The sequence below is a fragment of the Sphingomonas sp. BK580 genome, from assembly GCF_014194975.1.
In the GTDB taxonomy this organism is placed as follows: Bacteria; Pseudomonadota; Alphaproteobacteria; order Sphingomonadales; family Sphingomonadaceae; genus Sphingomonas.
The window spans coordinates 318618-341908 of sequence record NZ_JACIAY010000002.1 but is presented as its reverse complement, the minus strand read 5'-3'; the positions used below and the strand labels follow the sequence as shown (position 1 = coordinate 341908).

The window sequence follows — 23291 nt, the reverse complement described above, 5'->3', positions numbered from 1 at the left end:
CCGCGCCAGCGTGTCGAGAGCTGGCGCCATGCGGATCATCTTCATGGGAACCCCCGAGTTCGCGGTGCCGACGCTCGACGCGCTGGTGGCCGCCGGGCACGACGTCGCCGCGGTCTACTGCCAGCCGCCGCGCCCCGGCGGGCGGCGCGGGCGCGAGCTGGTCGCGTCGCCGGTGCAGCGCCGCGCCGAGGCGCTCGGGCTGGCGGTGCGGACGCCGGTGACGCTGCGCGACGCGGGCGCACAGGCCGACTTCGCGGCGCTCGACGCCGACGTCGCCGTGGTCGCCGCTTACGGGCTGATCCTGCCGCGCGCGGTGCTCGACGCGGCCCGGCTCGGCTGCCTCAACGTCCACGGCTCGCTGCTGCCGCGCTGGCGCGGCGCGGCGCCGGTGCAGCGCGCCATCCTCGCCGGCGACGCCGAGACCGGCGTCGGCATCATGCAGATGGAGGCGGGGCTCGACACCGGGCCGGTGCGGCTCGAGGGGCGCACGCCCTGCGCGGGCAAGAGCGCGGGCCAGCTCACCGCCGAGCTCGCCGCGATGGGCGCGCGGCTGATGGTGCAGGTTCTCGCCGACCCCGATGCCCATCCGCCGCGGCCGCAGCGCGAGGAGGGCGTCACCTACGCCGCCAAGATCAGCAAGGACGAGGCGCGGCTCGACTTCGCCGCCCCCGCCGCCCAGGTCGAGCGCCAGGTGCTCGCCTTCGACCCCGCGCCGGGCGCGTTCGTCGAGCATGCGGGCGAGCGGATCAAGGTGCGTGCCGCGCGCGCCGAGGACGGCGCCGGCGCGCCGGGCGAGGTGCTCGACGACTCGCTGCTGGTGGCGTGCGGCAGCGGCGCGATCCGGCTGCTGCGCGTGCAGCGCGCCGGGCGCGGCGAGATGGACGCGGGCGAGCTGCTCCGCGGCTTCGCGCTGCCGCCGGGCACGAGGCTGTGACCGCCGCCGCGGCGCCGCGGGGCACGCGGCCGTGACCCGCTTCGCGCTCACCGTCGAGTTCGACGGGCGCCCGTTCATGGGCTGGCAGCGCCAGGCGCACGGCCCGAGCGTGCAGCAGGCGATCGAGGAAGCCGCGCACGCGGTCACGGGCGAGACGGTCGTGGTCCACGCCGCCGGTCGCACCGACGCCGGGGTCCACGCCAGCGCGATGCGCGCGCACCTCGACGTCGCAAAGCCGCTCACCGCCTTCCGCCTCGGCGAGGCGCTCAACGCGCGGTTGCGACCCGCCCCGGTGGCGATCACGGCGTGCGAGGCCGTGGCGGACGACTGGCACGCGCGCTTCTCCTGCCTGGGCCGCGCCTACACCTACCGGATCGTCAACCGCCGCGCGCCGCTGACGCTGGAGCGCGGGCTGGCATGGCACGTAGCGCAGCCGCTCGACGCCGCGGCGATGCACGCGGCCGCGCAGCGGCTGGTCGGGCAGCACGATTTCACCACCTTCCGCTCGGCGCACTGCCAGTCGGCGAGCCCGGTCAAGACGCTCGACTCGATCGCGGTGACGCGTGACGGCGACCGGCTGGCGGTGGAAGTGGCGGCGCGCTCGTTCCTGCACCATCAGGTGCGCTCGATGGTGGGCTGCCTCGCGCTGGTCGGGCTCGGCCGCTGGAGCGCCGACGACCTGGGTGACGCGCTGCGCGCGGCCGATCGCGCGCGGCTCGGGCTCAACGCGCCGCCGGACGGACTGTACTTCGTCGGCGCGCTCTATCCGGCGTGAGGTGTAGAGCCCGCGGATCGGCTGGTCGGCGCTGGACGCTATCTCCCTTCTTTCCCACCGTCATCCCTGCGAGGCGGGGATGACGGTGGGAAGAACGTGACGATCACGCCGTCTCTCACCCCTCCCGCGACAGCCGCGCCGCGAGCTCGACGTGGGTAGACCAGCGGAACTGTCCCACCGGCTGCACCCAGTCGAGCCGATAGCCCGCCTCGACCATCTCCTTAGCGTCGCGCGCGAAGCTGCTGGGATTGCACGAGATATACGCCACCGCTGGCACCTTGCTCGCGGCCAGCTGCGCGGCCTGCTCGCGCGCGCCGGCGCGGGGCGGATCGAGCACCACCGCGTCGAACCGGTCGAGCTCGGTCGCGGTGAGCGGGCGGCGGTACAGGTCGCGGTGCTCGGTGAAGACCGGGCGCCCGGCACGCCCCGCCGCCGCCTTGAGCGCCAGCAGCGCGTCGCGCCCGCCCTCGGCCGCGTAGACGCGCGCGGGCAGCGCCAGCGCGAAGGTGCCGAGCCCCGCGAACAGGTCCGCCACGGTGCGCGGCGCGCCGACCGCCTCGCGCGCGGCCGCGACCAGCGCCGCCTCGCCGTCCCGCGTCGCCTGGAGGAAGGCGCCGGGCGGCAGCGGCACCGCGACCCCGCCGAGCGTCACGGTGGCCGGTTCGGGCTCCCAGCGCGTCTCCGCGCCGAGACCGTCGTCGAAGGCGACGCGCGCGACGCCGTGCGCCTGGGCGAAGGCGGTGATCGAGTCGTGGTGCTGCAGACCCTCGGGCGCGACGCCCGTGACGAGCACGTCGGGCCCCTGGTCGGCGAGCGCGAGATGCACGTCGAGGCGCCGCTTGGCCCTGAACGAGGCGAGCAGCCGCTTGAGCGGCTTGACCAATGCGAACAGCTCGGGCGCGAGCACGTGGCATTCCTGCAGGTCGACGAGCTGGTGGCTCTTCTCCGCGCTGAAGCCGAGCCGCCCGGAGGGCTCGAAGTGGAGCGTCGCGCGGCGCCGAGTCCGCGGCGGCGACAGCAGCGGCGCGCGCACCGGCGCGGCGAGCCCCTGCGCCGCCAGCGCCGACTCGATCCGTTCCGTGATGAACCCGGCCCAGCTCGAGTCGTCGAGATGCTGGAGCTGGCAGCCGCCGCAGGTCGGGAAGTGGCGACACGGCGGCACCTGGTGGTGCGGGCCGGGAAGCACGCTGCCGTCGTCCGCGAGCGTGTCGCCGGGCGCGGCGAAGGCGGCGTAGCGACCATCGGCGGTGACGCCGTCGCCGCGACCGGCGACCTTGACGATGAGGCTCACGCGCGCGTCTCCCGGATCCCCGCGCCGAGCGCGGGGGCGAGCGCCTCGGCGAGATCGTCGGCGATGAAGGCAGCGGCGAGCCGGCGCGCCGCCGCGGCGTGGAGCCACACGCCCGCCGCGGCGGCGTCGAGCGCGTCTCCGCCCGCCGCGAGCCGCGCCGCGATCGCGCCCGCCAGTACGTCGCCGCTGCCCGCGGTGGAGAGCCAGCTGCTCGCTTCGCCGGCGAGCTGGGCGCGGCCGTCGTGCGCGGCGATCACCGTGTCCGGCCCTTTGTAGACGACCGTCGCGCCGGCGCGCGCTGCCGCGGCGCGCGCGGCGGCGAGCTTGGAGCCGCGGGCCTCGCCGAACAGCGCGTGGAACTCACCCGCGTGCGGCGTGAGCACGATCGTGCCGCCGCGCGCGCGCAGCCGCTCGGGCGTGACGAGATGGAGCGCGTCGCCGTCGATCAGCAGCGCGCGGTCGGTCGCCAGCGCGCGCTCGAGCAGGTCGCGCGCGTGATCGTCGCGGCCGAGCCCGGGGCCGACCACCAGCGCGCCGATTCGCGGGTCGGCGAGCGGATCGTCGCGCTCGAGCGAGCGGCGCACCAGCGCGTGCGGCGCCTGCGGGATGGTCGCGCCGAGCAGCGACACGTAGCCCGCCCCGGCGCGCATCGCGGCGCGCGCGGCGAGCTCACCCGCGCCCGCCATGCGCCCCCTGATGATCGCGACCACGCCGCGGCTGAACTTGTGGCTGTCGACCGGGGGAGCCGCCAGGCACGGCGGCGCGAGCGCGCGCGTGTCGCCGCTCAGCGCGATGCCGAGTGGCAGCACGCGCACCGCGCCGCAGCGTGCGGCGGCGGGCTGGAGCAGATGCGCGGGCTTGGCCGCGCCGAGCGCGAGCGTGACATGGTAGCGGGGCACCTCGCCGAGCACCGCGCCGTCGTCGCTGGCCACCCCGCTGGGCAGATCGACCGCGATCGCCAGCGCCGCGCCGGCGGCGAGCCGCGCGAGCGCGGCGGCCTCGTCCGCCGCGAGCGGGCGGCTGAGCCCGGTGCCGAAGAGCGAGTCGACCAGCACCGGCGCCGGCTTGGCCGCGGCGAGCGGCTCGACCGCCCCGCCCCAGGCCTCGCGCGCGGCGATGGCGGCGGCACCGCGCGGCTCGGCCGCGGCGGCGACGCGGACGGTGCGGCCGAGCGCGCGCAGCCGCGCCGCGGCGAGGTAACCGTCACCGCCGTTGTTGCCGGGGCCGCATACCACCAGCACCGCGTGCGCGCCGGCGAGGCGGTGGACCGCGTCCCCGACCGCGCGGCCGGCGCGCTGCATCAGCGACTCGACGCTCTCTCCGGCGGCGATCGCCGCCTCCTCGGCGGCGCGCATCGCCGCGGCGTCGAGCACGGTCGTGCCGTCGAGCGGCGTCATGGCGTCAGGTCCCTCATCTCACGGCGCGGGCGCGATCGGCGCTGGCGCGAGCGGCACGTCTGAGCCGCATGGCGGGGCGCGTGTCAATGCGGGGGTGCTAGCGTGAGCGTATAAGGCGCGCGGCGATGGGCGGTTCGCGGGCGCTGACACGGCGGGGTTCGAGGACCTGCCCCGGAGTGGTCGCGCGGTGCTGCAGGGGAATCCCGCCCCTTTCAGCTCTCCGTCATCCCGGACCTGGCGCGAAGAGCCGGGCGTCCCCCTGCATCCGGGCCTGCGAGTAAGCGGCACGGTCGATCCCGGACCAAGTCCGGGATCACGGAGCGAGGCGGGGCACCGCGCGACCTCAGCGAAAGGTAGCGTCATCCTCGGCGACGAGAGGAAGACGCCCAGACGAGCGGCGTCCCGCTCAGATGTCCGCGAACATGTGGCGCTCAGCCCTCGCGCCGGGATGCGTCACCGCGCCCTGGTACGCCGGCCCGACGTTCCGCGCGTAGCGCCACAGCGCGCCGGCGCCATAAGCGTTCTCGCGCCCCGTCCAGCGCGCGCGGCGCTCCGCCAGCACCGCGTCGTCGACGAGCAGGTCGATCGTCCCCGCCTCGGCGTCGATGCGGATCGAGTCGCCGTCCTCGACCAGCGCGATCGGACCGCCCTCGGCGGCCTCGGGGCCGACATGGCCGATGCAGAAGCCGCGCGTGCCGCCCGAGAAACGCCCGTCGGTGATCAGCGCCACCTTCTCGCCCATGCCGAGCCCGTAGAGCGCCGCGGTGGTCGACAGCATCTCGCGCATGCCGGGACCACCCTTGGGTCCCTCGTAGCGGATCACGATCACCTCGCCCTCGGCGATCTGGCGCGCCTCGACCGCGGCGAAGGCGTCCTCCTCGCAGTCGAAGCAGCGCGCCGGCCCCTCGAACTGGAGCCGGTGCATCCCCGCGACCTTGACGATCGCGCCGTCGGGCGCGAGCGAGCCGCGCAGCCCGACGACGCCGCCGGTCGGGGTGATCGGGGTGCGGACGTCGTAGATCACCTTCTGGTCGGGGTTCCAGGTCACCTCGTCGATGTTCTCGCCGAGGGTACGACCGGTCACCGTCAGGCAGTCGCCGTCGAGCAGCCCGCCCGCCAGCATCGTCTTCATCAGCATGTAGACGCCGCCCGCCTCGTACATGTCCTTGGCGACATACCTGCCGCCCGGCTTGAGGTCCGCGATGTACGGTGTCGTCTTGAAGGCCTCGGCGACGTCGAACAGGTCGAAGTCGATGCCCGCCTCATTCGCCATGGCGGGGAGGTGGAGCGCGGCGTTGGTCGAGCCGCCGGTCGCCGCGACGACTCGCGCCGCGTTGACGAAGGCGGCGCGCGTGCAGATGTCGCGCGGGCGCAGTTGGCGCGCGACCAGCTCCATCACCTGCGCGCCAGCGGCGACCGCGATCTGCTCGCGCGTGGTATAAGGAGCGGGCACCATGTTGCTGTTGGGCAGGCTGAGCCCGATTGCCTCGCCGACACAGGCCATGGTGTTGGCGGTGAACTGGCCGCCGCACGCGCCGTGGCCGGGACAGGCGACCTTCTCGAGCTCGTGCACCTCGGACAGCGGGCAGGCGCCCGCGGCGTACTTGCCGACGACCTCGAACACGTCGACCACGGTGACGTCGCGGTCGTGGAAGCGGCCCGGCAGGATCGAGCCGCCGTAGACGAAGATCGACGGGATGTTGAGCCGCAGCATCGCCATCATCATGCCGGGCAGCGACTTGTCGCAGCCGGCGAAGCCCACCAGCGCGTCGTAGCAATGGCCGCGGACGCTGAGCTCGACCGAGTCGGCGATCACCTCGCGGCTGACCAGGGAGGCCTTCATCCCCTGGTGCCCCATCGCGATCCCGTCGGTGACGGTGATCGTGTTGAAACGCCGCGGCATGCCGCCGCCCTGCTCGACGCCGCGGCGCGCGGCATCGGCCTGCGCGTCGAGCGTGGTGTTGCACGGCGCACTGTCGTTGCCCGCGGAGGCGAGCGCGACAAACGGGCGGGCGATCTCCTCCTCGCTCAGGCCCATGGCGTAGTAATAGCTGCGGTGCGGCGCGCGCTCCGGGCCGACCGATACGTGGCGGCTCGGCAGACGGGATTTGTCGAAGGTCTGGGTCATGTCGCGCACGCCTATGTCGCGGGAGGAGGCATTCGCGCAAGTATGTTGTGGCAGGTGGGAGGATCGAGCGGCTGGCGGTGCGTCAGCGTGCGCACGGTGGCCCTCCCTTTTCCGTCATCGCCGCGACGGCGGGATCGAGAGGCGCAGGTTCGCGACGGAGCCGCGAGCTCAGCGGTCAGGGATCCCGGCCCGTGCGGGGATGACGAGAGTGAAAGCGATGACGAAACGACGCTCCGAGCGGAGCGGCGTGGATGGCGAAGCATGCGAGACAGATCGAGGGGACCTGGAGTAGGACGCCGTGCCGATCTCACCCCAGATCGGCGAGCGCCTTCTCGACATTGTCCATCGTGAACGGCTTGGCCAGCCGCGGTCGCTCGCGATGCTCGGGCGCGATCTCGTCGCCGCCGCCGCCGGTGGCGAAGACGAACGGGATGTCACGCGCCGCCAAGGCGTCGGCGATGGCGAAGCTCTTCTCGCCGCCGCGCAGGTTGACGTCGAGGATCGCGGCGTCGAAGCCGCCCGCCTCGACCAGCGGCAGCGCCGCCTCCACGCTGTCGGCGGTGCCGGCATGGCCTTTGTCGAGCGCGTCGAGGAAGTCCTCGAGCATCATCGCGATCAGGGGTTCGTCTTCGACCAGGAGCACGCGCATCGTCATGCCGCGAGCCATAGCGCGCTCGCGCGCGGGCGCAACAGATGGTTGGACCCGTTATGATCCGCCGCGGGTCTCCTGCGCCAACAGCACGTCGCGGGTCGCCTCGGCGAGCTGCTGGACCGAGAACGGCTTGGGCAGGAACGCGACATTGTCGAGGTCGATCGAGCGGCGGAGCTGCTCCTCGGCATAGCCCGACATGAACAGGATCGGGATGTTGGCATGAACCTGCCGCAGCTGGCGCGCGAGCGTCGGCCCGTCCATCACCGGCATCATGACGTCCGAGATCACCAGTGTCGGCCGATCGACCCCCTGCATCAGTTCCAGCGCCGCCTCGCCGTTCTCGGCGGCGAGCACGGTATAGCCCTGCCGCGCCAGCGCGCGCTCGGCCACCGCGCGGACCATGTCCTCATCCTCGACCAGCAGGATCGTGCCGCTGCCCCACAGGTCACCCGAGCGCTGTCGAGGCGCCGGCTTGCTCGCGGCGGGCCCCGCGCCCGTCTCCGCCGCGCCGGCGGCATAGACCGGCAGGTAGATGGTGAAGGTGGCGCCCTGTCCCGGCTTGGCGTCGGCGAAGATGAACCCGCCCGACTGTTTGACGATGCCGTAGACGGTCGAGAGCCCGAGCCCGGTGCCCTTGCCGACGTCCTTGGTGGTGAAGAAGGGCTCGAAGATCTTGGGCAGCACCTCCGGCGGGATGCCCGTGCCGGTGTCGGAGACGTCGAGCGCGGTGTAATCGCCGATCGGCACGATGTCGCTGCCGCGGCGACGGATCTCGGCGATCGGCACCGACCGAGTCTGGATCGTCAGCTTGCCGCCGATGCCCTTGCTCAGCATCGCGTCGCGCGCGTTGACCGCGAGGTTGACGACGACCTGCTCGAGCTGGCCCGGGTCGGCGCGCACCGGCCCCAGGTCGCGCCCGTGCTTGACCTCCAGCGTCACCGTCTCGCCCATCAGCCGGCGCAGCAGGTTGGACACCTCTGACACGACGTCGGGCAGCTGCAGCACCTGCGGCCGCAGCGTCTGCTGGCGCGAGAAGGCGAGCAATTGGCGCGTCAGGCTGGCGGCGCGGTTCGAGTTGGCGCGGATCTGCTGGATGTCGTCATAGTCGCTGTCGCCGGGCGAGTGGCGCATCAGCATGAGGTCGCAGTGACCGATGATCGCGGTGAGGATGTTGTTGAAGTCGTGCGCCACGCCGCCGGCGAGCTGGCCCACCGCCTGCATCTTGGTGGCCTGCGCCACCTCGCGCTTGAGCCGGTTCTCCTCGCCGTTGTCCTTCAGGCTGAGCAGCACCGCCGCGTCGCCGAGCCCGCGGGCGGCAGCGATCGAGAGCGCCACCGGCTCGTCGGGATGGTCCTTCAATCGCACCGCCAGGTCCATCGGGCGCCCGCCCCCGCTGGCGCGCCGGATCGCGTCCGCCACCGCGGCCTTGTCCTCGCGGACGACCAGGTCGCCGGGATAGGTCGGGGTCGCGCCGGGCTCGACGCTGGCGGCGCGCGCGAACGCCCGGTTCATCTGCGTGAAGCGGCCCTCGCGATCGACCAGGGCGACGCCGAAGGGCATCAGCATCAGCAGTCCCTCGAGGTCCTCCGCCGCGCCGCCGCCGGCGATGCCGCTGTCGGCGTCGACCATCGCCACCAGGATCGGCGCATCGGCGTCGTCGCCGAGCGGGATCTGGAGCAGCCGCATCGGCGTCGCGCTCGCGCCCTCGGCGAGGAAGCGGACCGTGCCGCCCGGGTCCTCACTGAGGAAGCGCGCGAGATCCTCGTCGACGATCGTACCGTCGGGTGTACCCGTGGCGCGCGTGCGCAGCACCGCGTTGGCGGAGAGCACATGCCCGTTGGCGGTGATCAGCGCCGCCATCACCCCCGCGGCGCCGAGCTGGTGGCCGAGGCCACCGTCGATCGATTCGAGCAGCCGCGCGACCTGCCCGGTCGGTGCCACGGCGCCGAGGAAGCGCCAGATCAGGAAGTCCTGCTGCTGCCCGGTGCGCGCGATCACCGCGTCGATCGCGCCCGCCGCGCCGCGCAGCGCGGCGCGCGCGGTACCGTCGCGCCACGCCGCCCGGCCCGCCACCGCCAGCTGGCTCGCGCCGTCGCCGACCAGCGGCAGCGCGGGCGGGGTCGGGAAGCCGCCGAAGAGCTGCTCGTAGCGGTCGTTGGCGCAGACCAGTCGGCCGCCGCGATCGGTGATCGCGACCGCGTCGTCGCTCGACTCGGCGAGCGAGCGGACGAGTTCCCAGTCATGCTCGACCGCCGGTCCCGCCGCCTCGGGAGCGCGCAGCCGCATCACCGCGACGGCGACTCCGGCGAGCACCAGCGCCGCGGCGACGAAGCCGCACGCCACCGCCATGTCGCCGATCAGCCACAGCACCAGCGCCGCGGCGAGTGCACCGGCGAGCAGCGCGATGCCGAGCGCGCCGCGCTGGCCGCGCCACCAGCCGCGCGAGTCGAGCGAGGCGAGCGGGATCATCGTCCCGCGCTCACCAGATCGTCGCGCGCTGGTCGGGCGCGCGATGCGGCGTCCCGCGCCGCGCCGCGCCGGATCGCTGCGCGGGGGCACCATGCCGCGCGGTGCTGGCGCGCGCTGGTCGGACGGCGCCTGCCCGACGGTGCGCGACCGCCGCCCGAGACCGGTCGCTCCGTGGGTACGCCGCGGCGGGGAAGAGAGCGAGCAGCGACGTCGCGGCCGCGGCGGTCAAACGCATGTACGTGGCACCCTCTCGTCTGTCACAGCTCGGCTGCGGGCTTCCTTATCCATGCGGCGCACGCGGCGCCAGCGTCGCGGCGGGCTCAGTGGCAACCGGCGTGGCGGCGATGCTCGTGGCGATGCCGCCACTTGCGCGCGATCCACAGCCGCCAGCCCAGCGCCGCCAGCGCGTAGCCGAGCGCCGCGGCGACCGCCGTCAGCACCAGCAGCCCGAGCACCAGCGGCGGCCCCGCGTCCCACAGCCACTGCAGCCAGCCGGTCGCCGCTTCCGCCACCGGTTGGGCCACCGCCGGCGCCTGGGAGCGCAGCAGCCAGGCGCCGATCTGATAGGCCGCGAACAGGATGAAGGGCGTGGTGAAGGGATTGGTGATGAAGGTCACCAGCGCCGCCACGGGCACGTTGGCGCGGAACGGCAGCGCGATCAGCGCCGCGATCGCGATCTGCGCCACCGGGAAGAGGATCCCCGCGACCATGCCCAGCGCCACGCCGCGTGGCACCGAGCGGCGGGTGAAGCGCCACAGCTCCGGCGCGAGCACGCGATGCGCCACCGGACGCAGCAGCCGGCTGCGCTCCATCGACTCGCGCGTCGGCAAGTTGCGGCGGCTCCATGCCGCGATCCGGTCCCACGCGGTCATCGGTCGCGCCGGCACTCAGCTGTGCTCACGCAGCACGCGCCCGGCCTCGCGCTTCCACTCGCGCTCCTTGATATGCTCGCGCTTGTCGTGCGCCTTGCGCCCCTTGGCGAGCGCGAGCTCGACCTTGGCGCGGCCCTTGCCGTTGAAATAGACCGTCAGCGGCACGAGCGTCATGCCCTCGCGCGCGACGGCGCCGTGGAGCTTGTTGATCTCGCGCTCGTGCAGCAGCAGCTTGCGCGGGCGTTTCGGCTCGTGGTTGAAGCGGTTGCCGTGGCTGAACTCGGGAATGTTCGAGTTGACCAGCCAGACCTCGTCGCCCTTCACCTCGGCGTAGCTCTCCGCGATCGATCCCTCGCCGAAGCGCAGGCTCTTCACCTCGGTGCCGCTGAGCACGATCCCCGCCTCATAGGTGGTGTCGATGGCATAGTCGAAGCGCGCGCGGCGGTTCTCGGCGACGATCTTCTTCTTGTCGAAGGTGGCGGGCTTGGGACGCGACATGCGCGCGATGTAGGCGCAGCCGCGCGCCAGGGCAAAGGGAGACGTGCGGGCCGATCGGAAGAGGTGGGACGATCGCCTTTTGCCGCCGACTGTTCGTACCGCTTGCCGTCGCTATCCTCGCTGGACGTCGTCACCCCACTGGTATGTCATGCCATGCTTTCCGTCATCCCCGCGAAGTCGGGGATCCATAAACGCTGACGTGGCGGCCCCGTCGAGGACCTGCGTGTCTGGCCCCCCGCCTTCGCGGGGGTGACGGGAGAGGGGTGAGTGATGACGTATCAGGTCGCCCGAGTAGGAAGGAGCGGGGACGATGAGAGAGGACGCCCCCTCGCACCTCACAATCCCGCGTGCGCCAGCGCCGCGTCGACCGCCCGCCGGCTCGCCTCGCCCGGCCAGGTCATCGGCAGCCGCAGCCCCGCGGGGAACGCCGGCCTCACCTTCGTCATGGCGTATTTCACCGGCCCCGGCGAGGCATCGCTGAACAGCGCGACGTGGAGCGGGAAGAGCCGGTCGTGCAGCGCCAGCGCGCGCGCCATGTCCTTCTCCGCGCAGGCGCGCTGGAAGTCGGCGCTGAGCCGCGGCGCGACATTGGCGGTGACCGAGATGCACCCCACCCCACCCACGGCGTCATAGGCGAGCGCGAGGTCGTCGTTGCCCGAGAGCTGACAGAAGTCCGCTCCCAGCGCCGCACGGTGCTGCGACACGCGCTGGAGCACGCCCGAGGCGTCTTTGACCGCGACGAACACCCGCGGGAACGCGGTCACGATCCGCGCCAGCGTGTCGGGCAGGATGTCGGTCACGGTGCGCGCTGGCACGTTGTACAGCACGATCGGCAGCGGCGCGTCCTGCGCCAGGGCCTCGAAATGGCGGTAGATACCCTCCTGCGACGGCCGATTGTAGTAAGGCGGGACCATCAGCGCCGCGTCGGCGCCGGCCTCCTTGGCGGCGCGCAGGTTGGCGGCGGCGACGCGGGTGTCGTTCGAGCCGGCGCCCGCGATCACCGGCACGCGGCCGCGCGCCTGATCGACGCAGACCCGCACGATCGCGAACTGCTCCCGCTGCGTCAGCGTCGCGGCCTCGCCGGTGGTGCCGCAGGGGACGAGCGCGGACGAGCCCTCGGCGACCTGCCACTCGATCAGCTCGCGATAGGCGCGCTCGTCGAAGCCGCCGGCCGGGTCGAACGGGGTGACCAGAGCGGGGATGGAACCGGAGAACATGAGGTGAATTTGCTCCTGCGACCGATTGGGGGGCGCCGTTCAGCGCAGATACGGCTAGGGTCGCTAGTCTGTCCACCGGTCGCGTCGGTCAGAGAGTGAAGGCAGGTTCGTTGATCTTCGTCGTAGCAGCAGCAGGCGCCGCGGTTCTCGCGGCGAGCCAATATGGTAGCGTATCGGTGCCGCAGGGCACGCCGGCCCCGGTCCCCAGCCCGGCGGCGCCGTTGCCCGGCATGGCGCAGCCGCTGGCGCAGTGGAAGGTGCTCCAGCAGACCGACGCGCTGCCGTTCGACAGCTATGTCAGCTTCCTCACCGCGCACCCCGGCTGGCCCGGCGAGGCGGCGATGCGCCGCACCGTGGAGCGCAAGGCGTCCGACCCGAACGTCGCGCCCGCCAGCGTCGCGGCCTATTGCCGCCGCTGGGCGCCGCTGACCGCGGCGGGCTGGGTCGCGTGCGCGCGCGCCTACATGGCGACGGGCGCCAGCGCTCAGGCGCAGGAGGCGGCGCGCACCGCCTGGCGGCTCGGCGCGCTCTCGGCACAGGACGAGGCGGCGGTGCTCGGCCAGTTCGGCGGCGCGCTCACCCCGGCCGACCACGACCGCCGCTTCGACGCGCTCCTGTGGCAGGGCAACACCTCGGCGGCGGCGCGCGTGCTGCCCTACACCAGCGCGGCGGCGCGGCCGCTGTTCAGCGCGCGGCTCGCCTTCCGCAGCGACTCGCCCGAGGCCCCATCGCTGGCGGCGAGCGGCGACTCGATCGGGGCGCGCGACCCGGGCTATATCGCGGACAAGGCGACGTGGCTGCGCGACGCGGGCGCCTCGCCCAGCGCGCGCTCCTGGCTGGCGCGGAGCCGCAGCGGCATGGCGCTGCCGGGCAACGTCGAGAAGTTCTACGAGGTACTGCTGGTCAACGCGCGCGCCGCGGCGGCGGACGGACAGTGGCAGACCGCCTATGACATCGCGCGCCAGATCGACGACGCCTATCCGCCGGGCACCGACGTCTCGACCAAGGGCTATGGAGAGCGCGACGATTACACCTCGCTGGCGTGGCTCGCCGGCCAGGCCGCGACCAGGCTCGACCGCCCGGCGGACGCGCGCGCGATGTTCGAGCGCTACGGCCGCGCCAGCCAGGCGCCGCAGACGCGCGCGAAAGGCTTCTACTGGGCGGCGCGCGGCGCCGAGAAGGCGCAGCAGCCCGACGCCACCGCACTGTTCGAGCGCGCCGCGGGCTATCGCGACCAATATTACGGCCAGCTCGCGATCGAGCATCTCGGGCGCCGCCTCACCGCCCCGCCCGCGCCGCCCACGCCCGCGATCGACCCGGCCGCGCGCCAGGCCTTCTACGCGCGCGAGATCGTCCGCGCCGCGCAGTTCCTCGGCCAGACCGGCCAGTATCAGGACCAGACCGCCTTCGTGAAGCAGATCGCGGCGGTGGCGAAGGGCGACACCGACCATTATCTCGCCGACGAGCTGTCGCGCCAGCTGCGCCGCCCCGACCTGGGCGTGCTGGTCGGGCGCAGCGCGATGCAGAACGGGCTGACCGAGTATAGCGCCAACGGTTTCCCCACCGTCGCGGTGCCGGGCGGCTACGAGGACCAGTGGACGATGATCCACGCGGTGGCGCGGCAGGAGAGCCAGTTCGACCGCACCGCGCGCAGCCCCGTGGGCGCCGCCGGGCTGATGCAGCTGATGCCCGCCACCGCGCGCGAGCAGGCGGGCAAGCTCGGCCTGTCCTACGACGCCGGGCGGCTCGTCGAGGACACCGGCTACAACATCCAGCTCGGGTCGAGCTATTTCCAACGCATCTTCGGGCTGTACGGCAGTTACCCGCTGGCGATCGCGGCCTACAACGCCGGGCCGGGCAACGTGAACAAGTGGCTCCGCGCCAACGGCGACCCGCGCACCGGCGCGGTCGACATGGTCGACTGGGTCGAGGCCATCCCATATTCCGAGACGCGCAACTACGTGCAGCGCGTGCTCGAGAACGCCGTGGTCTACGACCTGATGAACCCGGCGCGCGCGCGCAGCCGCGGGCCCAACAACCTGAGCTGGTACCTGGGCCGCAGCCGCGGCGGCTGACCGTAGCGGGGCGGATCCGACCGCGCCCGCGGATCACTTCCGCTCGGCGGCGCTCCGATCGCGGGTGGCGGCGAACTCGCTGCCCGCGCTCCAGCTCGGCCAGACGCCCGGCCGCGCCAGCCGCGCGCCGACGTCGTGGAAGAGATCGACGTCCTGTGCCGCGCCGCGCAGGTCCCAGCCCGCGTCCCAGCTGTCGCAGGTCTTGTGGTAGCAGGCCATATAATCGTCCAGCCACTTCTGCCCGGCGGTGCGGCCGCCCTGCGCCAGGTCCGACGCGCCGCCGAGCGCCATCAGCAGCAGCGCGGGCACGCCGCGCCGCACCGTCGAGAAATGGTCGGCGCGATAGAACAGGCCGCGCTCGCTGAACGTCTCCGGCGTGATCGTCCGCCCCTGCGCGCGCGCCGCCGCGGCGAGCAGCGGGTCGAGCGTCGACTGGCCGGGGCCGACCAGCACCACGTCCTTGGCCGGGCCGGCGGTCTGGAGGATGTCGAGCGTCAGGTTCGCCGCGGTGGTGGCGAGCGGCATGGTCGGGTGCGCCGCGTAATATTCGGACCCGAGCAGCCCGCGCTCCTCGCCGGTCCACAGCGCGAAGACGAGCGAGCGCTCGGGCGCCGGCCCCGCCTTGAACAACCGCGCGAGCTCGACCACGCCGGCCGTGCCGAGCGCGTCGTCGTTGGCACCCGGGCGGAGCGTGCGCCCGCTCGCATCGGGCGGGCCGTCGCCATAGGCATCCCAGTGCGCCGCGAACATCACCGACTCGGTCGGGCGGGTGCGGCCGGGGATCTTGGCGAGCACGTTGGCGCTGGTGATCCGTTCCACTTTCACCGTCGCGGCGGCCGAGAAGCTCTTGCCCATCGCCACCGGCTGGAAGGACGCCGAGCGCGCCTTCACCCGCAGCGCCGCCAGGTCGAGCCCGGCCGCGGCGAAGAGGCGCTCGGCGGCGTCATGCTCGAGCCAGCCCTGCAGCGGGACGCGCGGGTCGTTGGCGGCGCGGACGATATCGTAATTCTCGCCGTTCGAGGCGTTGACGGTCGACCACGGGTAGCCCGCGCCCGCGGTGTCGTGGATGATCAGCGCCGCGGCGGCGCCCTGTCGCGCGGCCTCCTCGAACTTGTAGGTCCAGCGGCCGTAATAGGTCATCCGGCGGTCGCCGAAGCGGCCCTTGGCGTCGTCGCCCGGCTGCGCCTCGAAGTCGGGATCGTTGACGAGGAAGACCAGGGTCTTGCCGCGCAGGTCCCTGCCCTTGAAATCGTCCCACTGCGCCTCGGGCGCGCGCACGCCATAGCCGACGAAGACCAGCGGCGAGTCTGCGATGGCGATCGCCGTCGCCGGCCGCACGCTGGTCACCGCGACCTCCCGGCCCTGCGCCAGCGTCACGTCGCCGACGCGCATCACGGCGTCGGGCGCGACGCGCGTGTGGATCAGCGGCACCTGCTGGAGGTACTGGCCGTTCGGCCCAGCGGGTGCGAGCCCCAGCGCCTTGAAGCGCGCCACCAGCCAATCGAGCGTCTTTCGCTCCCCCGGCGTCCCCGGCGCGCGACCGCCGAAGTCGGGCGCGGCGAGCGTGCGGACGTCGTCGGAGAGCCGCTTCGGGTCGGCCTGCGGCGCGCCCTGTGCGAGAGCGGGTGCCGCGACCAGCGCGAGCGCGGCGAGGGACATGAGGCGTCGGGTCAAAAGGTCAGTCCTTCCAGCGTACGTAGACGTGGTTCTCGCGCCGATCGACGTCGATCGAGGGGATCGCGTCGACCAGGTCGGAGAGCCGCTTGTAACCGTAGTTGCGCACGTCGAAGCTCGAGCGGTTGGCGGCGCGCTGCCCGAGCGCGGAGAGACCCACGAAGCCGTCCTTGTCGGGCTTCAGCGAATCGTACGCGTCGTGAAGCAGGTGGAGCAGCTCGGGATCGTCGACCGTTCCCGCGGCGCGCGCGGCGGAGGCGGCGGCGGCGGTGCCGATCGCGGGCGGCACCGACTGGTCGAACGGCACCTCGACGCGGCGCGCGCGCTTGGGCTTGGTCGTCTCGAGCAGCGCGTTGACGTCGATGAAGCGCGTGCAGGCGTTGCGGAAGCCCTCCGGCGTGTTGCTGTTGCCGAAGCCGTAGACGTCGAGCCCGTCCTGCCGGATCCGCGTGGCGAGCGGCATGAAGTCGCTGTCGGACGACATGATCCCGAAGGCGTCGACGCGGCCGCGGTGGAGCAGGTCCATCGCGTCGATCGTCATCTTCATGTCGGTGGCGTTCTTGCCGCGCGTGAGATCGAACTGCTGCTGCGGCTCGATCCCGTGCTTGACGGTCATGTCGCGCCAGCCCTTGAGCGCCTCCTTGACCCAGTTGCCGTAGACGCGGCGGACGTTGACGCTGCCGAACTCGGCGAGCGCGGTCAGCACCGGGTCGAGCGCGTGCCAGGACGCGTTGTCGGCGTCGATCAGCAGCGCGATGTTGCGGGTGGGGAGGTCGTCGGCGGGCATGCCGCTGCATCGGCGGTGGGGCGACGCAGGTCAATGTTTATGACGATTGGGCGGCCACCCGGTCGAGTGCACTCATCCGGCGCGCGTCTCCGCCGCGTGCTTCGTGCCTCAGGGTGGCGTGGCGCGTCGCGCGCCACCTCACCCACCTATGCCGAGACCCGCCTCACCGCCTGTCGCTGCGATAGGCCACGCCGGCGTCGATATCGTCCTGCTTGATCGGCCGCACGCTGCCGTCGGGATCGTCGACCTGGCCGAGATCGGTCGCGCTGCCGACCTCGCGTGCCAGCGCGCCACCGCCGCTGCTCGGCACCGCCTCGCCGCCGGGGATCATGCCCTCGATCACGTCCTTGTCGTCGTGGTCGCGCGCGCTCTCGGTGCGCGGGTTCTCGTTCGCCATCGTCTTTCTCCTTGATGGGAGATCAACGGCTTGGCTCGCGTCACCGTTCCTCAGCCGGGCGGGTAGGAGATCGTGACAATCTCATAGTCGCGCTCGCCCGCGGGCAGGTGGACGCGGCGCAGGTCGCCCACCGCGGCGCCGCGCAGCGCGCGCGCCAGCGGCGCGTTCCAGCCGACCCGCCCCGCGCCGGCGTCGGCCTCGTCGTCGCCGACCAGCGTGAGGACGCGCTCCTTGTCATCCTCGTCGACGATGGTGACGGTGGCGCCGAACCAGACGCGCGCACGGTCGGGCTGCTGCGCCGGATCGACCACCTTGGCGGCCTTCATCCGCTTCGACAGCCAGCCGAGCCGCCGGTCGATCTCGCGCAGCCGCTTGCGGCCGTAGATATAGTCGCCGTTCTCCGAGCGATCGCCGTTGCCCGCCGCCCAGGCGATCGTCTCGACCAGCGCGGGACGCTCGGTGGCGAAGAGCTGGTCGTACTCGGCGCGCAGCGCGGCATAGCCCGCTGGCGTGATGTAATTGGGTCGGTCCATCGGCGCAGCTACGCCAGCCGAGGCCGCGAGGGAAAGCGGATAGCGCGGAGACGGCGCACGGGCGGCGGCGCGGGCACGATCACTCGCGCCCGCCACCCCGCCCTCTCCTCAGCGCGTCAGTTTCTTGTACGCGAGCCGCGTCGGGCGGTCAGCGGCGTCGCCCATGCGGCGGCGCTTGTCCTCCTCGTAGCTCTCGTAATTGCCCTCGAACCACTCGACGTGGCTGTTGCCCTCGAAGGCGAGGATGTGCGTGCACAGACGATCGAGGAAGAAGCGGTCGTGGCTGATCACCACCGCGCAGCCGGCGAAGGTCTCCAGCGCCTCCTCCAGCGCGCGCAGCGTCTCGACGTCGAGGTCGTTGGTCGGCTCGTCGAGCAGCAGGACGTTGCCACCCTCCTTGAGCATCTTGGCCATGTGGACGCGGTTGCGCTCACCGCCCGAGAGCTGACCGACCTTCTTCTGCTGGTCGGGCCCGCGGAAGTTGAAGGCGCCGACATAGGCGCGCGTGCCCAGCTCCTGCTTGCCGAAGCGGAACACCTCCAGCTCGTCGGAGATCTCCTGCCAGACGTTCTTGTTGGGATCGAGGTCGTCGCGGCTCTGGTCGACATAGCCGAGCTTGACCGTCGAGCCGACGTCGATCGTGCCGGCGTCGGGCTGCTCCTGCCCGGTGATCAGCTTGAACAGCGTCGACTTGCCGGCGCCGTTGGGGCCGATCACGCCGACGATCCCACCGGGCGGCAGGGTGAAGTCGAGGTTCTCGAACAGCAGGCGGTCGCCGTAGGACTTGGTCAGGCCCTTCGCCTCGATCACCTTGCCGCCGAGCCGCTCGGGCAGCTGGATCAGGATCTGCGCCTTGCCCGCGACCCGGTTCTCCTGCTTGGCCATCAGCTCGTCGAACGCGCGGATACGCGCCTTGCTCTTGGTCTGGCGCGCCTTGGGGGTCTGGCGCATCCAGGCGAGCTCGTCGGCGATCGCCTTCTGCTTGCCCGCCTCCTCGCGCTCCTCCTGCTCGAGCCGCTTGGCCTTCTTCTCGAGATAGCCCGAGTAGTTGCTCTCATAGGTGTAGTAGCGCCCGCGATCGAGCTCGAGCACCCAGTTGACGACATTGTCGAGGAAGTAGCGATCGTGGGTGACGAGGATGACGTTGCCCGCGTATTCCTTGAGGAAGTTCTCGAGCCACGACACGCTCTCGGCGTCGAGGTGGTTGGTCGGCTCGTCGAGCAGCAGGATGTCGGGCTTCTCCAGCAGCAGCCGGCACAGCGCGACGCGGCGGCGCTCGCCGCCCGACAGCTTGGTGACGTCGGCGTCGCCGGGCGGGCAGCGCAGCGCCTCCATCGCCACCTCGAGCTGGTTGTCGAGCGTCCAGCCGTCGACCGCGTCGATCTTGCCCTGGAGCTCGCCCATCTCCTCCATCAGTGCGTCGAAGTCGGTGTCGTCCTTCGGATCGCCCATCTCGGCCGAGATCGCGTTGAAGCGATCGACCAGGTCCGCGATCGGGCGCACGCCGTCCTTGACGTTGCCGATCACGTCCTTGCTGGGATCGAGCTGCGGCTCCTGCGCGAGATAGCCGACGCGGACGCCCTCGGCGGCCCAGGCCTCGCCGGTGAAGTCCGGGTCCATCCCCGCCATGATCTTCATCAGCGTCGACTTGCCGGCACCGTTGGGGCCGATGATCGCGATCTTCGCCGAGGGGATGAACTGCAGGTGGATGTTGTTGAGCACGGGCTTGTTCGCGCCCGGGAAGGTCTTGGTCAGACCCTTCATGACATAGGTGTACTGGACGGCCATCTGGCGCGCTGCTCCATGAACTGGGTGCGTCGGGAAATCGGTGGCGCGCATGTAAGCGCGCGCGGGCGCGTTGGCAAACTGGCAACCTTTGGTTACGCCGCGGCGCATGAACCGCTCCCCGCTCCGGATCGCCGCGCTCGCCTCGAGCGCCCCCGCCGCCCTCGCCGCCCTCGTCGCGCTCGCCGCGCCGGCCGCGGCCCAGCACGCGGTGCCGCGCGCGCCTGCCGCCGTCGCGCCCGAGGTGGCGGCGCTGCGCGACGCCGCGCTGAAGGACGAGCTCGCCTATGAGCTGGTCGAGGGGCTCACCACCGAGATCGGTCAGCGCCTCGCCGCCACCGACGCCGAGGCGCGCGCCCGTGACTGGGCGGTGAAGAAGCTCACCGCGCTGGGCTTCAGCAACGTCCGCGCCGAGCCCTTCACCATGCCGCTGTGGCTGCGCGGCGAGGAGGAAGCGGAGATCGTCGCGCCCTTCCCGCAGAAGCTCAAGCTGGTCGCGCTCGGCCACTCCGCCGCGACCCCGCCGAAGGGGATCACCGCCGAGCTGGTCGTGTTCCCGACCTACGGCGACCTGGTCGCCGCGCCGGCGGGCTCGCTCAAGGGCAAGATCGCCTATGTCGGCAACAGCATGCAGCCGACGCAGGACGGCTCGGGCTATGGCGCCAACGGCGTCGCGCGCTTCAACGGCCCGGGCGTGGCGGCGAGCAAGGGCGCGGCGGCGATCGTGATCCGCTCGATCGGCACCGACACGCACCGGCTGCCGCACACCGGCACCACCGACTTTCCCGAGGGCGTGAGGCCGATCCCCGCCGCCGCGCTGTCGGTGCCAGACGCCACGCTGATCGAGCGCATGGCGAAGCGCGGCCAGCCGATCCGTATGCACCTGCTGCTCACCCCGCGCTCGCCCGGACCGAGCCAGTCGGGCAACGTCATCGCCGAGGTGCCCGGCACCGACCCGAGCGCGGGGGTGGTGCTGGTCGGCGGCCATCTCGACAGCTGGGACCTCGCCACCGGCGCGATCGACGACGCCAGCGGCGTGGCGATCACCGCCGCGGCGGCGAAGCGCATCCTCGACAGCGGGCATCGCCCGCGCCGCACCATCCGCGTCGTCTGGTTCGGCGCCGAGGAGGTCGGCGGGCTCGGCGGCGCGGCCTATGCCGCGCGCCACGGCACGGAGCGGCACGCGATCGCGGCGGAGAGCGACTTCGGCGCCGATCGCGTCTGGCGCTTCGAGACGATGTTGCCGGATAGCGCCGCCGCCGTCGGCGACCGGCTCGCGAGCGCGCTGGCGCCGCTCGGCATCGTGCACGGCGCCGGCAAGGCGGGCGACGGCACCGATATCGCCGCGACGATCGCGACCGGCGTCGCCGGCATCGACCTCAACCAGTCCGGGCTGCGCTATTTCGATACGCACCACACCCCTGACGACACGCTGGAGCGCGTCGACCCCGAGCAGCTGCGGCAGAATGTCGCGGCGTGGACGACGATGCTCGCCGTCGTCGCCGACGCGCCCGAGGAGATCGGTCCGGTACCGCGGCCCTGAGCGCGCGACATCGGACCCGTGCGCACCGTTCGTCGCAACCTTTCCAAACGATGAATTTTGCTTATTGACCCCCCGCGGCGGTAGGGTATGGCGAGCGTTCGCGACGGCGTTGGGGTCGGCCGCGAATGGTTTATGATGCTTGGGAGCATTCAGATGAAGAAGATCCTGCTCGTCGCCGCCGCCGCGTCGCTGATGTCGGTCGCCGCCTGCTCGAAGTCGCCGGAGGCCGCCGCGGTCGAGAACAACGCCGACATGATGGCGGACAACATGGACGCGCTCGCGAGCAACGTCGCCGACATGTCGAACACCACCGCGAACCCGTTCGCCGAGGACAATGCCGAGGCGGTCGCCGAGAACATCCACTCGGCCGCTGACAACGTCCGCGACGCCGGCGAGGACGCCGCGCACAACATGTGATCGGGCGGGTCGGGTTCGGGGGGATGAGGCGCTCGCTGCTTCCGCTGCTCGCCGCCGTGGCGCCGCTCGGCGCTGCCGCGTGCGATCGCAGCCCCGAACCCGCCTCGATCGGGAACAATACCGAGATGATGGCCGACGCGCTCGAGCGCCGCGCCGACAATCTCGAGGCGATGGCCGAGGCCGCCGCCAACGACAGCGCCGCGGCGATGCTCGCCGGCGCTGAGACGAACTTCGGCGACGAGGCGGGCAATGCCGGCAACGTCGCGGCCGAACCGGCGACGCGCTGAGCGCGAGAGCCGGTCGGCGACGGGATCGGCTAGGGGCACCCGCGGGTGCCCCTTCGCTTGTCCGGCCGACCTTGCGCCGCCGCGCCGCGGCGACTAGGCCGGCAACCGCGTCGGGGAGTGGCGCAGTCTGGTAGCGCGCCTGCTTTGGGAGCAGGATGTCGCAGGTTCGAATCCTGTCTCCCCGACCACGGCCTTATCTCACCGCATCGCTCCATCCACCGTTCTGGGCCACAATCCCCTGCGTCGGCCGCCTGTTCGCGGGTATCGGCCGCGCGCTTCCGCACCCCGCCCGCCGCGACGCTCGGGGGATAGCTTCGGGGCACAGTCCGCGAACGCCGGGGATGCCGCTTGCCGACGGATCTGGCGTGCCGGCGTGCGACGCACCAGCCGTTCGCCTCGATCCGCTCTACCGCGAACTCAGCCGCCGAGAGCGAGGCCGCCCGCGCCACCCACCATATCGCTTAGGCCAAGGCCTCGAGCGATCAGCCGCCGCTCTTCGACAGCACGAACGCGGCGAGAAAGCCGATCACCGCGATCAGCCCCGAATAGTCGTGCGTCGCCTCCGTCGCCTCGGGGATCATCGTGTCCACCAGCATCGCCAGGATCGCTCCGGCCGCGACCGCGGTGACGGCAGCGATCACGTCGGGGCCGCTGCCCGCGAGCGCGACGTGACCGATCAGCGCCGCGAGCGCTGACGCGATCGCGATCCCGCCCCACACGCCGAAGATGTAGGCGGCGCTGCGGCCTGCGGCCTTCATCCCGGCGGCGCTCGACAGCCCCTCGGGTACGTTCGACAGGAACACCGCGCCGACCGTCACGGCGCTGACGCCGCTGCCGCCGAGCAGGCTCACGCCGATCACCACCGACTCTGGGATGCCGTCGAGCAGCGCCCCGATCGCGATCGCGGCGCCGGAGTCGCTCTGCGCGTCCGGCTGGCGCTCCTCGGGGTTGGAGCCAGAGCGTTTGCGGTGACGCGCGCCGCTCCGCGACACCACGATGTTCGCCGCGGTGTAGACGATCGCGCCGCCGAGGAAGCCGATCGCGGTCGAGTCGAAGCCACCGCGGCGGAACGCCTCGTCCATCAGGTCGAAGGCGACCGCGGAGATCAGCACGCCCGAGCCGATCGCCATGACGGCGGCGATCAGCCGCTGCGGCAGCGTGGCGACATAGGCGATCGCGGCGCCCAGGACGAGCGCGGAGCCGCCGACCAGGCCCCAGAAGAAGGCTTCCCACATTCGCGCACGCGTCCACTCACTGAGGATGACAAGCAACGAACGACGCGGCCGCACGATCGCTCCGCCAAGGACGAGGTGTCGACATGTGGCCGCGCGACGCGCCGGCGCCGGATCGATCGCGCGGCCCGAATGTTCTCGAGCCGCCAACTCGTGGTCGGTGAGGAGAGAAGATGAGAACACGCGCCGCAGCACGCACCAGCCACGTCAACCGGGTGGCAGGCGCGATCTACCTCGTGCTGGTCGCGGCCGTGAGCCTGTCGATCGCGGCCGGCAGCGGCTGGGTGGGGTAAGCACGGCGAGGCCGCAGCTGCGAGGAACCGCCCCG

At 72.4% G+C, this 23291-nt stretch carries 20 protein-coding genes and 1 tRNA gene; 7 read left to right on the top strand and 14 right to left on the bottom strand.

Features of this window, described 5'->3' with window-relative positions; all coding sequences use genetic code 11:
• The first annotated feature begins 28 nt into the window (after nt 1-28).
• Together fmt and truA are read left to right on the top strand one after the other, a co-directional pair.
• The gene (fmt, locus tag FHY05_RS04855; RefSeq protein ID WP_183943258.1) at nt 29-934 is read left to right on the top strand and encodes a methionyl-tRNA formyltransferase; all 906 of its coding nucleotides are present in this window, start codon (nt 29-31) and stop codon (nt 932-934) included.
• 31 nt (nt 935-965) lie between these two features.
• The gene (gene truA, locus FHY05_RS04850; protein ID WP_183943257.1) at nt 966-1709 is read left to right on the top strand and encodes a tRNA pseudouridine(38-40) synthase TruA; all 744 of its coding nucleotides are present in this window, start codon (nt 966-968) and stop codon (nt 1707-1709) included.
• Nucleotides 1710-1824: 115 nt separating this feature from the next.
• Here truA and FHY05_RS04845 read toward each other — a convergent pair whose 3' ends face one another.
• The 8 genes from FHY05_RS04845 to dapA all read right to left on the bottom strand — a co-directional run bounded on the left by FHY05_RS04845 (nt 1825) and on the right by dapA (nt 12233).
• Nucleotides 1825-3000: a class I SAM-dependent RNA methyltransferase gene (locus FHY05_RS04845; RefSeq protein ID WP_183943256.1), complete on the bottom strand. Its 1176-nt coding sequence runs from the start codon at nt 2998-3000 to the stop codon at nt 1825-1827.
• Entirely contained in the window at nt 2997-4397 is a 1401-nt protein-coding gene (locus FHY05_RS04840; RefSeq protein WP_183943255.1) for an NAD(P)H-hydrate dehydratase, read from the bottom strand. The genes FHY05_RS04845 and FHY05_RS04840 overlap by 4 nt, the downstream gene beginning before the upstream one ends.
• Before the next feature lie 406 nt (nt 4398-4803).
• Nucleotides 4804-6525: a dihydroxy-acid dehydratase gene (gene ilvD, locus FHY05_RS04835; protein WP_183943254.1), complete on the bottom strand. Its 1722-nt coding sequence runs from the start codon at nt 6523-6525 to the stop codon at nt 4804-4806.
• A 307-nt stretch (nt 6526-6832) separates the two neighbouring features.
• Nucleotides 6833-7180, bottom strand: coding sequence for a response regulator (locus FHY05_RS04830; protein ID WP_183943253.1), 348 nt, complete (start codon nt 7178-7180; stop codon nt 6833-6835).
• 51 nt (nt 7181-7231) lie between these two features.
• Nucleotides 7232-9646: a response regulator gene (locus FHY05_RS04825; protein ID WP_183943252.1), complete on the bottom strand. Its 2415-nt coding sequence runs from the start codon at nt 9644-9646 to the stop codon at nt 7232-7234.
• Between the two features lie 320 nt (nt 9647-9966).
• Nucleotides 9967-10518, bottom strand: a complete 552-nt coding sequence (locus tag FHY05_RS04820; RefSeq protein WP_183943251.1) for a DUF2062 domain-containing protein — start codon at nt 10516-10518, stop codon at nt 9967-9969.
• Nucleotides 10519-10533: 15 nt separating this feature from the next.
• Nucleotides 10534-11016, bottom strand: coding sequence for an SsrA-binding protein SmpB (smpB, locus tag FHY05_RS04815; protein ID WP_183943250.1), 483 nt, complete (start codon nt 11014-11016; stop codon nt 10534-10536).
• Nucleotides 11017-11351: 335 nt separating this feature from the next.
• The gene (gene dapA / locus FHY05_RS04810; RefSeq protein WP_183943249.1) at nt 11352-12233 is read right to left on the bottom strand and encodes a 4-hydroxy-tetrahydrodipicolinate synthase; all 882 of its coding nucleotides are present in this window, start codon (nt 12231-12233) and stop codon (nt 11352-11354) included.
• A 230-nt stretch (nt 12234-12463) separates the two neighbouring features.
• Between dapA and FHY05_RS04805 the strand changes: the two genes are divergently transcribed.
• Nucleotides 12464-14308, top strand: a complete 1845-nt coding sequence (locus tag FHY05_RS04805) for a lytic transglycosylase domain-containing protein (RefSeq protein ID WP_183943555.1) — start codon at nt 12464-12466, stop codon at nt 14306-14308.
• A 33-nt stretch (nt 14309-14341) separates the two neighbouring features.
• Here the strand turns inward: FHY05_RS04805 and FHY05_RS04800 are convergent, their stop codons facing one another.
• The 5 genes from FHY05_RS04800 to ettA form a co-directional block, all read right to left on the bottom strand.
• Nucleotides 14342-15967, bottom strand: a complete 1626-nt coding sequence (locus FHY05_RS04800) for a M28 family peptidase (protein WP_183943554.1) — start codon at nt 15965-15967, stop codon at nt 14342-14344.
• Between the two features lie 19 nt (nt 15968-15986).
• Complete coding sequence (locus FHY05_RS04795; protein WP_183943248.1) at nt 15987-16769, bottom strand: NYN domain-containing protein; 783 nt, start codon at nt 16767-16769, stop codon at nt 15987-15989.
• A gap of 163 nt (nt 16770-16932) precedes the next feature.
• The gene (locus tag FHY05_RS04790; protein WP_183943247.1) at nt 16933-17166 is read right to left on the bottom strand and encodes a hypothetical protein; all 234 of its coding nucleotides are present in this window, start codon (nt 17164-17166) and stop codon (nt 16933-16935) included.
• Between the two features lie 50 nt (nt 17167-17216).
• Entirely contained in the window at nt 17217-17699 is a 483-nt protein-coding gene (greB, locus tag FHY05_RS04785) for a transcription elongation factor GreB (protein ID WP_183943246.1), read from the bottom strand.
• A 108-nt stretch (nt 17700-17807) separates the two neighbouring features.
• Nucleotides 17808-19487 (bottom strand): energy-dependent translational throttle protein EttA, encoded by a 1680-nt coding sequence (gene ettA, locus FHY05_RS04780; RefSeq protein WP_183943553.1) that lies wholly within the window; start codon nt 19485-19487, stop codon nt 17808-17810.
• Nucleotides 19488-19593: 106 nt separating this feature from the next.
• On the opposite strand from ettA, the gene FHY05_RS04775 reads away from it, so the two are divergent.
• The 4 genes from FHY05_RS04775 (at nt 19594) to FHY05_RS04760 (ending at nt 21919) form a co-directional block, all read left to right on the top strand.
• Nucleotides 19594-21027, top strand: a complete 1434-nt coding sequence (locus FHY05_RS04775) for a M20/M25/M40 family metallo-hydrolase (RefSeq protein ID WP_183943245.1) — start codon at nt 19594-19596, stop codon at nt 21025-21027.
• Between the two features lie 153 nt (nt 21028-21180).
• Nucleotides 21181-21444: a hypothetical protein gene (locus FHY05_RS04770; RefSeq protein ID WP_183943244.1), complete on the top strand. Its 264-nt coding sequence runs from the start codon at nt 21181-21183 to the stop codon at nt 21442-21444.
• 23 nt (nt 21445-21467) lie between these two features.
• Complete coding sequence (locus FHY05_RS04765; RefSeq protein ID WP_183943243.1) at nt 21468-21731, top strand: hypothetical protein; 264 nt, start codon at nt 21468-21470, stop codon at nt 21729-21731.
• Nucleotides 21732-21842: 111 nt separating this feature from the next.
• A tRNA-Pro gene (locus FHY05_RS04760) sits at nt 21843-21919 on the top strand.
• A gap of 294 nt (nt 21920-22213) precedes the next feature.
• On the opposite strand, the gene FHY05_RS04755 is transcribed toward FHY05_RS04760, so the two are convergent.
• Nucleotides 22214-22966 (bottom strand): ZIP family metal transporter, encoded by a 753-nt coding sequence (locus FHY05_RS04755; protein ID WP_183943242.1) that lies wholly within the window; start codon nt 22964-22966, stop codon nt 22214-22216.
• Nucleotides 22967-23291 lie beyond the last annotated feature (325 nt).

Excerpts from the sequence above, each read along its gene's own strand:
- fmt (WP_183943258.1), top strand. The coding sequence starts at position 29 with ATGCGGATCATCTTCATGGGAACCCCCGAGTTCGCGGTGCCGACGCTC.
- FHY05_RS04840 (WP_183943255.1), bottom strand. The coding sequence starts at position 4,397 with ATGACGCCGCTCGACGGCACGACCGTGCTCGACGCCGCGGCGATGCGC.
- ilvD (WP_183943254.1), bottom strand. The coding sequence starts at position 6,525 with ATGACCCAGACCTTCGACAAATCCCGTCTGCCGAGCCGCCACGTATCG.
- FHY05_RS04830 (WP_183943253.1), bottom strand. The coding sequence starts at position 7,180 with ATGACGATGCGCGTGCTCCTGGTCGAAGACGAACCCCTGATCGCGATG.
- FHY05_RS04825 (WP_183943252.1), bottom strand. The coding sequence starts at position 9,646 with ATGATCCCGCTCGCCTCGCTCGACTCGCGCGGCTGGTGGCGCGGCCAG.
- FHY05_RS04820 (WP_183943251.1), bottom strand. The coding sequence starts at position 10,518 with ATGACCGCGTGGGACCGGATCGCGGCATGGAGCCGCCGCAACTTGCCG.
- smpB (WP_183943250.1), bottom strand. The coding sequence starts at position 11,016 with ATGTCGCGTCCCAAGCCCGCCACCTTCGACAAGAAGAAGATCGTCGCC.
- dapA (WP_183943249.1), bottom strand. The coding sequence starts at position 12,233 with ATGTTCTCCGGTTCCATCCCCGCTCTGGTCACCCCGTTCGACCCGGCC.
- FHY05_RS04805 (WP_183943555.1), top strand. The coding sequence starts at position 12,464 with ATGGCGCAGCCGCTGGCGCAGTGGAAGGTGCTCCAGCAGACCGACGCG.
- FHY05_RS04800 (WP_183943554.1), bottom strand. The coding sequence starts at position 15,967 with ATGTCCCTCGCCGCGCTCGCGCTGGTCGCGGCACCCGCTCTCGCACAG.
- FHY05_RS04795 (WP_183943248.1), bottom strand. The coding sequence starts at position 16,769 with ATGCCCGCCGACGACCTCCCCACCCGCAACATCGCGCTGCTGATCGAC.
- FHY05_RS04790 (WP_183943247.1), bottom strand. The coding sequence starts at position 17,166 with ATGGCGAACGAGAACCCGCGCACCGAGAGCGCGCGCGACCACGACGAC.
- greB (WP_183943246.1), bottom strand. The coding sequence starts at position 17,699 with ATGGACCGACCCAATTACATCACGCCAGCGGGCTATGCCGCGCTGCGC.
- ettA (WP_183943553.1), bottom strand. The coding sequence starts at position 19,487 with ATGGCCGTCCAGTACACCTATGTCATGAAGGGTCTGACCAAGACCTTC.
- FHY05_RS04775 (WP_183943245.1), top strand. The coding sequence starts at position 19,594 with ATGAACCGCTCCCCGCTCCGGATCGCCGCGCTCGCCTCGAGCGCCCCC.
- FHY05_RS04770 (WP_183943244.1), top strand. The coding sequence starts at position 21,181 with ATGAAGAAGATCCTGCTCGTCGCCGCCGCCGCGTCGCTGATGTCGGTC.
- FHY05_RS04765 (WP_183943243.1), top strand. The coding sequence starts at position 21,468 with ATGAGGCGCTCGCTGCTTCCGCTGCTCGCCGCCGTGGCGCCGCTCGGC.
- FHY05_RS04755 (WP_183943242.1), bottom strand. The coding sequence starts at position 22,966 with ATGTGGGAAGCCTTCTTCTGGGGCCTGGTCGGCGGCTCCGCGCTCGTC.